The organism is Flavobacterium sp. GW821-FHT12A05 (assembly GCF_058807735.1).
Genome location: NZ_JBXAQY010000003.1, coordinates 313,435 through 327,216, shown reverse-complemented (window position 1 = coordinate 327,216; position 13,782 = coordinate 313,435). Strand labels below are relative to the sequence as shown.

Here is a 13,782-nt window from a genome sequence, read left to right as displayed (position 1 = left end):
CATGTGGTACAATACAAAAGCTAAGGAATTATTGGGAATTGATTATCCCATATTGCAAGGACCTTTTGGTGGTAATTTGTCAACCGTAGAATTAACCACTACAGTTTCTAATCTTGGCGGATTAGGCGGTTACGGAGCTTATACTTTGAGTCCGCAGGAAATATACGAAGTCGACAAGCAGATAAAAGCAGCCACAAATAAACCGTATAACATTAATCTTTGGGTTTCAGATCATGATATTCCGGATGGCGGTTTAACCGATGAGCAATTTGAGAAAACAAAAGCGCTTTTTAAACCGTATTATGATGAAGTTGGGATTCCGTTACCGGAAAAACCAGCGCCGTTTCAATCAAGATTTGAAAATCAATTACAAGTTATTTTAGATGTCAAACCAAAAGTTTTTAGCTTTATGTTTGGCGTTCCTTCAGATGATGTTTTAGAACAATGCCGAAGATCAGGAATTGTAACGGTAGGAGCAGCGACAACACTTGATGAAGCCCTTTTTCTGGAAAGTAAAGGTGTTGATATGATTATCGCTTCGGGTTTTGAAGCGGGCGGACACCGACCTTCTTTTTTAACCAATGCCGAAGCATCTGTAACCGGAACTTTTGTTTTACTGCAGCTCATGCGTGAAAAAATTAAAACTCCTATTATTGCCGCTGGCGGAATCGCCGATGGAAAAGGAATTGCGGCAGCTTTAACATTAGGCGCAAGCGCAGGCCAAATTGGAACCGCCTTTTTAGCTGTCGATGAATCGAATGCATTGCCAATTCACAGAGAAATGTTGTTTTCTGATGCTGCAAAATACACTACGCTTTCTCGCGCCTATACAGGAAGGCTCGGGCGCGGCATCACAAGCCGAATCGCAAAAGATATAATGGGGAAAGAATCAGCTATTCTGCCTTTTCCGTTGCAGACTACTTTTATATCGCCATTGAGAAAAGCAGCCCTTGACCAGCAAAAATGGGATATGATATTATTTTGGGGCGGACAAATTTCCCCAATCTTAAAACATACAAAAGCCAAAGATTTAATGCATTCTTTAATTGAAGAAACTACAGCTTATTTTGATGGCTTGAAGTTATAACGTATCGTTTGTCAGGGATGACATAAAATTACGATGTACTTGGCGTGCCTTCGACTTCGCTCAGGCTGACAACTTTATTAACTTTATTACTGTCAAGCTGAGCGAAGTCGAAGCTCTTTTCATTCAACTAAACCCGACAGGTTTTTAAAGCCTGTCGGGTTTAAACTGTGCACAAATTCGAGTACGGTTTACTTCAACTGTATGAATTTCTGTTATAAAATAAAAAAATGCTAAAAGATTTTATTAGTTGTAAGGTTTTATTTTACAGTGTTTTATATCTGAAATCATCATCTCTTTAAATAATATTAAAAAAAATATTCTTAAACTATACTAATTTTATAGAATTAGTATATATATTTGTACTACAGAAAAATTCTGTATGATACTTATCCAGAAAGACTGAGGGAATAGGCCCAATGATGTCTTAGCAACCTGTTGTCGAATAAGGTGCTAAATCCTTCCCGTTTTGCGGGACAGATAAGAAAGATTTCCTCAAAATCTGAATAAGGTCATGAATGTTAAAACCTTTTTATTCTTTTAAATGAAAGCAGACTCAACTTTATACGCGGCTTATGAATTTTTGAATTCAATTTTTGATGCAAATAGTTTTGCTGTTTTCCGAATGCGAAAGCATTAAACTCTCTCCAATTTCCCCTTATAAATAGCATTTGCTAAAATCCATTTTACATTGGGTTAAAGGAATTTCCTTGTCTAATTTCAACTAAAATAAAAATCATATCATCACTTAAAAATCAAAACAAAATGAAGAAAATACTATTAGGTTTCGCCTTATTTCTTGGAGTTATACAAACTCAGGCACAAGACAGCAATTTACAATTAAAAGGAACTGTTGTAGATACAGTTGCACAATACGTTTATCTGCAGAAATTTCACAATAAAATGTTTACCACAATTGATTCGGTAAAAGTAAAAGACGGAAGTTTTAGTTTTAAAACCAAAGTAAAAACACCGGAATTATATGGTTTAAGCGTAAACACACAAAGCAGTCCGTTGTATATTTTCCTTGAAAAAGGCCCAATCACAGTAAAACTAAATCCAAAAAAATACTACAGTAATTCTGTTGTAGAAGGTTCTGAATCTCAGAATTTATTCGAAACCTATAGAAAATCAAAAGAGGTAGAAATCAGTAAATTCATTACAGAAAACCCTAAATCTATTGTTTCAGCTTATGTGTTGTACAGAAACTGGTCGTACAGATTATCGCCGGAAGAAATCACTCAAAACATTGCTCTGCTTGATAAAAGCCTTCAAAATACCACTTACGTGAAAGAACTAAAAGAACTGGTTACTGTTTTAAACGGATTAGCGGTTGGAAAAAAAGCCCCTGATTTTACCAGCAATGATCCCGAAGGTAAACCAGTTCGTTTTTATGAAAATTTAAAAGGTGGTTACACTTTAGTCGATTTTTGGGCTTCATGGTGCGGTCCTTGCCGAAAAGAAAACCCAAATATCGTAGCGGCTTACAAAGAATTTCACGATAAAGGATTCAATATTATTGGAATCTCTTTAGATAAAAAGAAAGAAAACTGGATTAAAGGAATTCAGGATGATAATTTGACTTGGACACACGTTTCTGATTTGCTTTTCTGGAACAGCGCCGTTGCTAAATTATATGGTGTAAGAGCCATTCCGGGGAATTATTTAGTCGATTCAAAAGGAATTATCGTAGCAAAGAACCTGCATGGAGAAGAATTGCAGACTACGCTTAAATCGCTTTTAGGACAAGCAAATTAATAAAAAAAACTTAGTTAATTTAAATGATAAGGAAATGAATGCTATTGAGACAGAAACACAACCAATTGAATTAGAATGTTACTTCTCTAAATTTAGAGAAAGTACTGTAGGTGTAGATCATACTTTTAAATCGGTTTATGGAAAACAAAATCTGCTGTATGCAGATTGGGTTGCCAGCGGAAGATTATACGCTCCAATCGAGGATATTATGCTTAATAAAATTGGTCCAATGATTGCCAATACGCATTCACTTTCAAGTCAAACAGGAAAAACTTCAACTTATGCTTATCAATATGCGAGAGATGTCATAAAAAAGTCGGTTAACGCAAGCGAATCGGATGTTTTGGTTACAACCGGAACCGGAATGACCGCAGCTTTATCAAAACTGCAGAGAATAATGGGCTTGCGAATTCATGATGATAATGATAGACCTGTTGTTTTCATTACCCACATGGAGCATCATTCTAATCAGGTTTCTTGGTATGAAACCAATGCCGAAGTGGTGATTCTGCCTCCTGATGAAAACAATTTAGTCGATCCTAATGTTCTTTCGAAAGAAATTAAAAAATATGCCTCGAGAAGCATAAAAATAGGCTCCTTTACGGCTTGTTCGAATGTTACGGGAATTATTACGCCTTATCATGAATTAGCCAAAATTATGCATGAAAACGGCGGACTTTGTTTTGTTGATTTTGCTGCTTCGGCACCTTATGTCAAAATTGATATGCATCCTAAAGATCCGCAACAGCAGTTAGATGCTATTTTCTTTTCGCCTCATAAATTCTTAGGCGGACCGGGAACGTGCGGTGTTTTGGTTTTCAATGAAAAATTATACAAATCTGATTTTCCGGATAATCCCGGTGGCGGCAATGTAAAATGGACCAATCCGCTGGGTAAATATTGTTACAGCGAGGTCATAGAAGTTAGAGAAGATGGCGGGACGCCAGGCTTTCTACAAGTAATTAGAACTGCCTTAGCTTTAGAATTAAAAGATAAAATGGGAGTTTTAAATATTAAAAACAGAGAAAAAGAATTGCTTGATCTTTGTTTTTCAAGACTTCAAAAAATAAAGGGTTTGTCGATTCTGGGTGATCTTACAACAGAACGAATTGGATGCGTTTCTTTCGTAATCGAAGATATTCATTATAATCTTATTGTCCGACTTTTAAATGACCGTTTCGGGATTCAGGTTCGTGGCGGCTGGTCTTGTGCGAGTACTTATGCGCATTATCTTTTCAATATAAATGAGAAAAAATCAGCCATTATTACGAGTGAACTTTTAGAGCGAAACCAAACCAACAAACCGGGATGGGTTCGTTTATCACTGCATCCGATTATGACAAATGATGAACTTTCATTTATTTGCGATGCAATCGAACAGGTTGCTTTACATTATAAAAAATGGCAGAAAGATTATGAATATAATTCGGTTACAAATGAATTTGAAAATCCAGAAATTAAAGAAAATATAGCCGAAGAAGTAAATGAATGGTTTAAGTTAGATTATAGTTAGTTAAGTTTTAAACCCGACAGGTTTCTAAAACCTGTCGGGTTTCTAATGGGATAATATTTCATAGTAAATCTTGTAAGAGGAATCTAAATAATAATCTACTATTTTGATAGGTTAATAAAAGTTTTGTCTTTTATGCATAAAAATTAAAATTATCTGTTTAAATTTGCAACCGCAATGAGAAACAAGAACCAGAATTTGAATTATTATTATAGCAGCCGTATGATGTGCTGTAGTAATGCTGTGAAATTCACTGATCTGGCTTATATATAAAATAATACTATTTATTTCAGAAAGCCTTTCATGAAGATTTGAAAGGCTTTTTTGTTTTAAAATTTGAATTTGAACAAATGATTGAATTAAAAAATGTTACCAAAACTTTTTATCAGAAAGACAGGATTGTTTCTGCCTTATCGGATGTTTCGCTTAGGGTTCCGCCGGGGAAAATTTTTGGCGTAATCGGAACTTCCGGAGCTGGAAAAAGTACGCTGATTCGATGCGTGAATCTGTTGGAAAGACCAACTTCAGGAGAAATTATTGTAGACGGAAAAGCGTTAATGCAGCTTTCAAACGCAGAATTAGCAATTGAAAGACGACAAATCGGGATGATTTTTCAGCATTTTAATCTCCTTTCTTCAAGAACCGTTTTTGAAAATGTTGCTTTTCCGCTTGAATTAGTGGGAACTCCAAAAGGCGAAATTAAAACGCGTGTTTTAGAATTACTGGAATTGGTTGGTTTAGCCGAGAAAGCAAATGATTATCCGGCAAGCCTTTCTGGCGGACAAAAACAAAGAGTTGCCATTGCCAGAACTTTAGCCAATAATCCGAAAGTTTTATTGTGTGATGAAGCGACAAGTGCACTTGATCCGGCTACAACACGTTCTATTTTAAATTTATTGAAAGACATTAACCGTCGTTTAAATATTACCGTTTTATTGATTACACACCAAATGGAAGTTGTAAAATCGATTTGTGATGAAGTTGCGGTAATCAGCCACGGAAAATTAATAGAGCAGGGAAGTGTAGGCGAAATTTTTGCCGATCCAAAACATGAATTGACAAGAGAATTTATTGCTTCGTCACTTCATTTGGAAATTCCGGCTGTGTATCAGGATAAATTGCAAAAGACAGATAATGGAAGCTTAAATCCGTTATTAAAGCTGGAAATGACTGGAAAATCTGTTAATGAGCCTGTTATTTCAGAAGTTTCGAGATTGTTCGATACCAATTTCAAAATTGTAAGCGCGCAGATGGATCAGGCCGGAGACGTAAACTTTGGCGTTATGCTGATTGAATTATCAGGAAAACGCGAAAACTACGACGCAGCGATTCAATATTTTATTTCAAAACATATTAAAACAGAAATCATAGGTTATGTCTGATTCTATTATTGACTTATTATTAAAAGGAACCTGGGAAACCATTGTTATGACATTTGTGTCGGGCTTTTTTGGTTTTCTAATCGGACTTCCAACGGGAGTTTTACTTTTCCTTACCCGAAAAAATCAAATACTGGAACAGCCGGTTTTAAACAAAGTTTTATCGGTTTTGGTAAACGTTTTTCGTTCTATTCCATTCATTATTTTAATCGTTTGGATGATTCCGTTTACACGTGCTATTGTTGGTACTTCTATTGGCGTGAGTGCAGCTTTGGTTCCGTTAAGTATTGGCGCTGCACCATTTATTGCCCGTTTGGTTGAAAACAGTTTATTGGGACTTCCATCCGGATTAATCGAAGCGGCAAGAGCTTTAGGTGCAACACCTTTGCAAATCGTTTATAAAGTATTACTTCCAGAAGCTTTGCCTTCGTTAATAAACGCAGCATCGATTACTTTAATTACCCTTGTAGGTTATTCTGCAATGGGCGGTGCAGTTGGAGCAGGCGGTTTAGGACAAGTAGGATATCAATACGGTTATATTGGTTATGATGCCGTAACAATGAATTCGGTTTTGGGTTTACTGGTAATATTAGTATTCCTTATTCAGTTTGCGGGCGACGCTTTATCTAAACATTTTGACCACAGATAATCTCAATTGACAATTAATAATTAACAATTTACAATAAAAAGATATGAAACGTAATATTTTAAAAATGGCTGGAGTTTTGGCTTTGGCACTTATTTTATCAAACTGCGGAAAGAGTAAAAACAACGATCCGCACCACATAAAAGTAGGAGTTGCTGCCGGACCAGAATTAAAAGTAGCAGAAGCGGCTAAAAAAGTAGCAAAAGAAAAATTTGGACTAGAGGTTGAATTGGTTTCTTTCAATGATTATGTAATTCCAAACGAAGCTTTAAGCCAGGGCGATATTGATGCAAATGCTTTTCAGCACAAACCTTATTTAGACGAGCAGTCAAAACAACGTGGTTATAAATTGGCTATTATCGGAAAAACATTTGTTTACCCAATTACGGGTTATTCTAAAAAAATCAAAAGCCTTTCGGAACTAAAAAACGAAAGCACGATTATTATTCCAAATGATCCAACAAACGGCGGTCGTTCGTTATTGCTTTTACAGAAAAACGGTTTATTAAAATTGAAAGAGGGCGTTGGTTTATTACCAAAAGTAACAGATATTGTAAGTAATCCTAAAAACTTAAAAATATTAGAATTAGAAGCACCGCAATTGCCTCGTGCTTTAGACGATGCTAATGTTTCTATTGCGATTATCAACAATACATTTGCTTCTCAGGCCGGATTAGTTCCGTCACGCGATGCTTTGTTTGTTGAGGATAAAGATTCGCCTTATGTAAACTTAGTAGTAAGCCGTGAAGACAATAAAAACGAAGAAAAAGTAAAACAGTTTTTACAAGCTTTTCAATCTGCAGAAGTAGAAAAAGCAGCCGAGCACGAATTTAAAGGCGGCGCTGTTAAAGGCTGGTAATTTTGAATTATTAATTATTAGTTATAAATTTTTGCTAGGAGTCCCAATATTTTAGTATAAAAAAGAGGCTGTCTCGACTTTTGAGACAGCCTCTTTTTTTATGGGCAGCTATTTGATTATCAGTTTTTTGAAGAAGAATAAAAAAGTCTTATTGTGTTATTCTTCAATCTTTTATGGGCGGATTTTAGTTTGGTTTGAATCTACATTTGCATCGCGAATTTTAAAAACGATTTTTATGAAGTTATTCAGTTTGTTGTTTTTTGTGATTAGCTTTTTCAGTGGTCCAAAAGAAAATGAAATTAAGCCTATAAATCTTGAAATGGAAAGATTCAATAGTCAGCTTGAAGATGTTAAAGCAATGATTAAAAAGAATACCTCTTACAATACAAAAATTGCTTTTTTTATTGATATGAAAATCAAATCAGGCAGAAACAGATTTTTTGTTTACGATTTGGTAAATGATAAAATTCTCGAAGAAGGACTTGTAGCAAATGGTGCTGGTTCTGAAACGGGGATTAGAGGAGAATTAAAATTCAGCAATGAACCAGATTCTAAATGTACTTCGTTAGGATGTTATGCTGTTGGCAAGCCATACAAAGGAATGTTTGGAAAAGCCTATAAATTGGCAGGATTAGACGAAACAAACAGTAATGCTGTAAAAAGAGCTATTGTGCTGCATTCGTATTCGGCAGTGCCAAATGAAGAACAGGATTATTATATTTCCAACAGTAAAGGATGTCCGATGGTGAGTGAGGTTTTCTTTAAAAAGTTGGAAAAATTTATAGACAGCTCTAAATCAAGTATTCTTTTGAATATTTACTATTGATTTTAGAGTTGGATATGTGTAGTGTGTGTGTTAATCCTGCAAGGTTTTCAAAACTTTGCAGGATTTTTTAATTAGAATCTTTTGTATTCTACGCCATGTTTGTCGGCGTAAGGTAAAAGTAAATCCATTACTTTTTTGTATTTTTTATCCAGTTCAATGCCTTTTGTATCATCAAGCTGTTTTGCTGCAAGATTGATTTCTTCCTCACTTTTTCCGTCGTCTATCATTTTGGCAATTTTTGGGAAATCGTTTGTTTGAACTTCCTGAGCATATTCAAATAATTCAATTCCGGCTTTTATAATTGGTTCTGTTTCATCGGTTTTGCTTAGGGCGTTAATTTTTTTGATGTCTTCTTTAAACGTGTTTCCGTAATAAAAGTTAACTGCATCAACACAATTAGAAGAACGCATCGTTTTTTGATCATCGGCAAGAGCTTGTAAACTTCCGTTTTGTTTCTGCTGATAGTATTCTTTAAATACACGCTCAAAGCTTTGCGGAATTTTATTGGCATTTAAACCAATTAGTTCAAAAACTCTGTTTGGAGAACTGTCTGTAAAAAAATTACATGAAAACAATAAGGTTGATACAAATACTAAGGCGAAGATTTTCCGGATTTTCATATATAAAAATAATTAAGATTGTACAGTTTGAACAGATTCTATCAGCTGGTTTAATTTTGCCAGAATATGGTTTTCATATTCGGCTTGTTTTTGATCGCTTTTTCTGCCTGAGCTGAAGTTTTCGCTGATGAAATAATTTTTAATAAAATGGCTTTTTCTGGCGCCTAAACTATAGTGCCAGCTTCCCATTTCGGAACTTACAAAGATAACAGCTTCTTCTAATTTCATGATTTTTTTATGAGGAAATAATGGTGTCATTTTGTAAACCGCATTATTTCTGCTGTCAAAAGTATAGCGAATTCGGGCTCTGATATAAATATCATACAAACTATGCAGTACGCCATAAGCTAATAAAACGTAAAGAGAATAAAACCATACTTTGCCCAGTTTTTCTTCAAAAAAAGGAAGTACAATTGCAGCAGCGATAATACCAGCCAAAAACCACTGCGATATTTTTTGCAGTGGTTTAACAGGCTGGAATGAAAAAGAATGGGCAGATTCTGTTATATTATATTTTTCACGAATGTTCATTGCTGTTCAGTATTTCATCAATTTCATTGGCCAGATTTTGAATTTTTCTGCTGGTAAAAGCTTGTGCAATCATGACACATTTTTCCTTTCCTTCTTTTAAATAATAAGCATTCAGAGAAGTATTTGTAGTAAGCATATATTGCCTAATGCGTACTAATTCGAAGTTTTGAAAATCTTTCAGCGGAATATGAACCGGCGGATTTATAAGACCAATTTTTGCTGTTATTTCTTTTTTGTTCATGTCAATACTCACGTGTTTCATCCAAATTGAAATAAAGCACAGAACAGCAAGAATGCCAAAAATCCAAAACATAATAGCTTCATGGAGCCAAAGACCCGCAGCAGCAAAAGCCGCCATTCCAGCGCTCACCATAATGCCAAAACCATATTCTCGTTTCAGGGTATATTGACTGCCGTTTTTTTCAAAATATTTTAAATGCGTCATTGTCATTTATTGTATGGTTACACCATCGATAATTATCAGGCTGCAGTACAATGAAAAATAAGAGCTTGAATAATCTCCGGTAAGCTGATCGCTCAAACTGTCTAATTTAGCTCCCTTAAATTCAAATTTTCTAGTTGGTGTTTTTCCGTACGTATCGACCATTGTAATCTGCCCGTCGAGACCATTTTTGCTTGTTGCAAAAGCGCGGAGTAAATTGATGTCTTGTTTTTCAAAATCAAGATTGAAAAAATAAGATCTGTTATCTGTTTTATCAGCAGGATCCTTATAATTTTCTCCTTTGGTAAATGAAACTGTAGCCGATCGTATAGGAACTGTAATGGTTTTGTTTCCGTCTTTTACTGAAATTTCTATTTTTGTGCGTTTATCATCACTCTGTCCAAAAGAAATTTGAGTTAAAAAACAGAAACAGATTACTAACATTGAAAGAATTTTCTTATTCATAATAGATTTAATTTTAAAATTATTTATTAGAACAAGATTACTCCATAGCAGACCCATTAACAATTGGGAATTGGTAAATGGAGGATTTAGATTTTTATTTGGTTAATTCTGAAATATATTGAGAATCTGCTTGGGTTTCGAGCTGGTTTAAGCGGTTGTTTTTTAATGTTTTATCAAACAAAAACCATTTAAAAATGTTTGGTCAGTAGATTGACAATTTGTACTTTGCCAGTAATTACGACCATTTATGCGCCAAATTTTTACAATTGATTTATTGAGTTTAAGAAAACTAAAACTATTTTTTTATGTTTTGTTTTCGCTTTTAGCCGTATCCAAAATCCAGGCTCAGGGTATTTCTCCTATTGAAAAAATGGCCGCTGAGGGTTTCGCCAAACGTTTTTCTGATACTGTTTCCTGTATAAAAATTCAGAAACAGGCACTTCATCTTGCACACAAGAATAAGAACAAAGATGACGAAGTTATTTGTTATGCTTATTTGGCGCTTACAGAACGACGACTGCTTGATCTGAAAGAGTTTATGCATTATGCAGATACCGCTTTTTATCTTTCGCAGAATGTAAAAAAAATCAGGGCAAAGGCTCATGCATCTGCCGCAATGGGAGCTTTAAAATCGTATATAGAAGACAAACCTCAGGCGCTGAATTATTTATTAGAAGCTTATAGATTATTTTCTAAAGCAAAAGCACACGATCAATGCGCTAAAATAGCATCGGATATATCGTATTTATTTTCGCCCGCTTCGCCTACTAAAGTAGAAAAGTATGCGAGGGAAGCTATGATTCATGCAGAAAAATCAGGTGATCCTGAAAGCCAGCTGCATGCAAGGCTGGCACTGGGCGGCTTTTTGAGTGATAAGTTAGAAACCGGCGGCATGTTTGATTGGGAAGCAGCTATAAAATTCTTTGAAGAAACGGTTGCTTTGGCTGAAAAAAATGCTGATAAAATTGTAAGCAAAAGCAACATTGGGATTGCTTATTTAAATTTAGCCGATCTTTATACTAAAGGCCCGCAGCCAATTAATGAAAAAGCTTTTTTATTGAATTTAGAAAAAGCTACGGCAATTGCTAAAAAATACAATATTAGAATTATTTACCGAAGTGCCATTGGACTTAAAGGTTTTTATTTAACTCAAAAAGGAAATTACAGCCAGGCAGAACTTCTTTTTATTGAAGGTATTAATTATCAAAAAAGCCTTCCGTATACAGATAATTATCTTTTTGCTACTTTTTACAGCTGTCTAAAAGATGTTGCGGCTAAAAGAAAAGATTTTCAGGCATATTACAACTATGATACGTTTTATGCAAAATATACGCAGTTAAAATACAAAGAGTCAACACAATCATTACTTCAAAATGCTGATGCGAGGTATGAATCGTCTAAAAAAGCGGAAAGAATTAAACAGCTGGAATTAGAAAATGAACTGGAACAAAAGAATAAATTATTGGGTTACGGTATTGCAGGAGTTTTATTAATAGGTCTTGTGTTTATGTTCCGTTCTTATTATTACCGTCAGCGGTATTACCAAAACCGTGAGGATTTTCTAAAACAAGAGCAGGCCAACAGCGAACTTAAAATGCAGCTGATGGAAAAGGAAACGATCGAAAATCTTGCAGCGCGTTTGTCTTTAGAAAGAAGATTACTTCGTTCGCAGATGGATCCGCATTTTATTTTTAATGCTTTAGGAAATATTCAAAGTATGATTCTCCAGAAAGATACAATTCCGGCGGTTTCGTATCTCAATAAATTTTCGAAGCTTACCAGACAGGTTTTAGAACAATCTCGAAAAGAAACGATTTCTCTTGAAGAAGAAATCAATACTTTAAAAAATTATATCGAATTACAGCAGCTTCGTTTAAATAATGGTTTTGACTATGTTATTGAATGCGATGAAAACGTCGAAAAAGAAGTTTTAATTCCTCCTTTATTGATTCAGCCTTTTATAGAAAATGCAGTTGAACATGGTTTGAAACCCCAGGAAAATAATGTGCATGGTTTGATCGAAATTTATTTTAAATCAGATGAAACAAATCAGAGTTTAATTTGCACGATTAAAGACAACGGAATAGGTTTGACGGCTTCAAGAAAATTAAAAATAAACGATACGCATCAATCTCTTTCGACGACAATTACCGATGAAAGATTGTCTAAAATGCAAAAAGAGAATCCAAATGCAGGATTTACGGTTAAAGAAAGAGACGTCGAAACTGACGGACGCGGCGTTATTGTAATTATAAATATTCCTATTTTATCATGATATATAAAACGATAATTATTGAAGACGAACATCGATTGAGAGAAGCTTTGTCGATTATGCTCGAAATGGTTTCTAACGATACGATTCAGATAATTGGATATGCGGAAAGTGTTGATGAGGCAAAAAAAATAATCGACAGACTTAAACCTGATTTGGTTTTTATGGATATTATGCTGAAGGACGGAACTGGTTTTGAGGTTTTGCAGGGACTTTCATTTCATTCTTTTCATCTCATATTTACAACCGCTTTTGAGCAGCATGCTGTTAATGCTTTTAAATACAGTGCTATAGATTATCTGCTTAAACCAATTGATTCGCTTGAATTAAAAACGGCTATTGATCGTATTGCGGTTTTAGAGGAAAGAGTTCTGGAAAAACAACAAATAACAGAATTGCAGACTAATCTTTCTAAAACTCCGGATAGATTGGTTCTGCCCACACAGGAAGCAATGTATGTGGTGAAATTAGATCAGATTTTACGATGCGAAACTTCGGGTTCGTATACGACATTTTTTCTAACAGACGGCCGAAAAATTATGGTTTCTAAACCTTTAAAAAACTATGAAGATATTTTGCTTTCGCCAATGTTTTTCAGGGTTCACCAGTCGCATTTAATTAATGTAAATTCGATTTTGAGTTATTCCCGAGAAGGAATGGTTCACATGAATGATAAATCGGTTGTACCTATTTCGAGAGGAAAGAAAGAACAGTTTTTTAAACTCATGAAAGATGAAATTTAATTTTGAATTGTTCTTACTGCTTATGTATTGAAATACTGCAAATACCAATTGAAAACCGCCAATGACAAAGTGGTTATTTCGTTTTGTTTTCATTGTATCTACTTTTGACTTATACAAATTAAAAGAAACATGAATAATAAAACCTTATCAATCCTGAGTTATGTTACCATTATTGGATGGATCATAGCCTTCGTAAAAAGCAAAGATTCATCTCCAAAAAGTGATCTTGTAACGTATCACCTTAAACAAGGTTTCGGAATTTTTCTATTCTCATTAGTAGTAAATATTCTGCTTTCGGTTATTGTAACGATCGTACCTTCGCTTTATTTCCTGAGCTACATTGGTTATGTGATTTTCATTTTATGGATTTTCGGAATCATCAATGCAGCAAATGAGCAAAAGAAACCAATCCCGGTTATTGGCCAAATGTTTGAAGATAAATTTAGTTTCGTAAACTAAGTTTCCAATTTTAGGCTTTTACCAAAGTTTTAATTTTTTTTGAATAGTAAAAAACGGATCAGCTTCTAAATTCATTTAACTTGTAGTTTGTCAATAACGATGCTGAGACATTTTTAAATGCAGTACGCAATGCTGAAAATAATTCTGATTTAAAAAAAGCCTTTAAAGTTTATACTTTAAAGGCTTTT

The 13,782-nt window shown here is 34.6% G+C and carries 14 protein-coding genes and 1 riboswitch; of the genes, 10 read left to right on the top strand and 4 right to left on the bottom strand.

Going from position 1 to position 13,782, the window contains the following annotated elements; translation table 11 throughout:
* Position 1 precedes the first annotated feature (1 nt).
* The 7 genes from AC1RRQ_RS08045 (at position 2) to AC1RRQ_RS08015 (ending at position 8,062) form a co-directional block, all read left to right on the top strand.
* Complete coding sequence (locus AC1RRQ_RS08045; RefSeq protein ID WP_493022498.1) at positions 2-1,087, top strand: NAD(P)H-dependent flavin oxidoreductase; 1,086 nt, start codon at positions 2-4, stop codon at positions 1,085-1,087.
* A gap of 383 nt (positions 1,088-1,470) precedes the next feature.
* A riboswitch (SAM riboswitch) is annotated at positions 1,471-1,571 on the top strand.
* Positions 1,572-1,849: 278 nt separating this feature from the next.
* Positions 1,850-2,842, top strand: a complete 993-nt coding sequence (locus AC1RRQ_RS08040) for a redoxin domain-containing protein (RefSeq protein WP_493022497.1) — start codon at positions 1,850-1,852, stop codon at positions 2,840-2,842.
* A gap of 34 nt (positions 2,843-2,876) precedes the next feature.
* Positions 2,877-4,355: an aminotransferase class V-fold PLP-dependent enzyme gene (locus tag AC1RRQ_RS08035; protein WP_493022496.1), complete on the top strand. Its 1,479-nt coding sequence runs from the start codon at positions 2,877-2,879 to the stop codon at positions 4,353-4,355.
* A gap of 347 nt (positions 4,356-4,702) precedes the next feature.
* Positions 4,703-5,734: a methionine ABC transporter ATP-binding protein MetN gene (gene metN / locus AC1RRQ_RS08030; protein WP_493022495.1), complete on the top strand. Its 1,032-nt coding sequence runs from the start codon at positions 4,703-4,705 to the stop codon at positions 5,732-5,734.
* Positions 5,727-6,380: a methionine ABC transporter permease MetI gene (locus tag AC1RRQ_RS08025; RefSeq protein ID WP_493022494.1), complete on the top strand. Its 654-nt coding sequence runs from the start codon at positions 5,727-5,729 to the stop codon at positions 6,378-6,380. The genes metN and AC1RRQ_RS08025 overlap by 8 nt, the downstream gene beginning before the upstream one ends.
* 43 nt (positions 6,381-6,423) lie before the next feature.
* Positions 6,424-7,236, top strand: coding sequence for a methionine ABC transporter substrate-binding lipoprotein MetQ (gene metQ, locus AC1RRQ_RS08020; RefSeq protein WP_493022493.1), 813 nt, complete (start codon positions 6,424-6,426; stop codon positions 7,234-7,236).
* Positions 7,237-7,471: 235 nt separating this feature from the next.
* Positions 7,472-8,062 carry a murein L,D-transpeptidase catalytic domain-containing protein gene (locus AC1RRQ_RS08015; protein ID WP_493022492.1) on the top strand — a complete coding sequence of 197 codons (591 nt, stop codon included), beginning with the start codon at positions 7,472-7,474 and terminating at the stop codon, positions 8,060-8,062.
* A gap of 71 nt (positions 8,063-8,133) precedes the next feature.
* Here AC1RRQ_RS08015 and AC1RRQ_RS08010 read toward each other — a convergent pair whose 3' ends face one another.
* From AC1RRQ_RS08010 to AC1RRQ_RS07995, 4 genes are read right to left on the bottom strand one after another with little or no spacing between them, the layout of a single operon-like run.
* Positions 8,134-8,682, bottom strand: coding sequence for a hypothetical protein (locus tag AC1RRQ_RS08010; RefSeq protein WP_493022491.1), 549 nt, complete (start codon positions 8,680-8,682; stop codon positions 8,134-8,136).
* Positions 8,683-8,694: 12 nt separating this feature from the next.
* A complete protein-coding gene (locus AC1RRQ_RS08005; RefSeq protein WP_493022490.1) occupies positions 8,695-9,213 on the bottom strand; it encodes a hypothetical protein in 519 nt (172 codons plus the stop codon).
* Positions 9,200-9,658 (bottom strand): hypothetical protein, encoded by a 459-nt coding sequence (locus tag AC1RRQ_RS08000; RefSeq protein WP_493022489.1) that lies wholly within the window; start codon positions 9,656-9,658, stop codon positions 9,200-9,202. Before AC1RRQ_RS08000 ends, AC1RRQ_RS08005 begins: the two co-directional genes overlap by 14 nt.
* Before the next feature lie 6 nt (positions 9,659-9,664).
* Positions 9,665-10,120 carry a hypothetical protein gene (locus AC1RRQ_RS07995; protein ID WP_493022488.1) on the bottom strand — a complete coding sequence of 152 codons (456 nt, stop codon included), beginning with the start codon at positions 10,118-10,120 and terminating at the stop codon, positions 9,665-9,667.
* Between the two features lie 247 nt (positions 10,121-10,367).
* Here AC1RRQ_RS07995 and AC1RRQ_RS07990 point away from each other — a divergent pair, with 247 nt between their 5' ends.
* From AC1RRQ_RS07990 to AC1RRQ_RS07980, 3 genes are all read left to right on the top strand, one after another.
* A complete protein-coding gene (locus tag AC1RRQ_RS07990; protein WP_493022487.1) occupies positions 10,368-12,395 on the top strand; it encodes a sensor histidine kinase in 2,028 nt (675 codons plus the stop codon).
* Positions 12,392-13,135 carry a LytR/AlgR family response regulator transcription factor gene (locus tag AC1RRQ_RS07985; RefSeq protein ID WP_493022486.1) on the top strand — a complete coding sequence of 248 codons (744 nt, stop codon included), beginning with the start codon at positions 12,392-12,394 and terminating at the stop codon, positions 13,133-13,135. Before AC1RRQ_RS07990 ends, AC1RRQ_RS07985 begins: the two co-directional genes overlap by 4 nt.
* Before the next feature lie 129 nt (positions 13,136-13,264).
* Entirely contained in the window at positions 13,265-13,594 is a 330-nt protein-coding gene (locus AC1RRQ_RS07980; protein ID WP_493022485.1) for a DUF4870 domain-containing protein, read from the top strand.
* Positions 13,595-13,782: the final 188 nt, after the last annotated feature.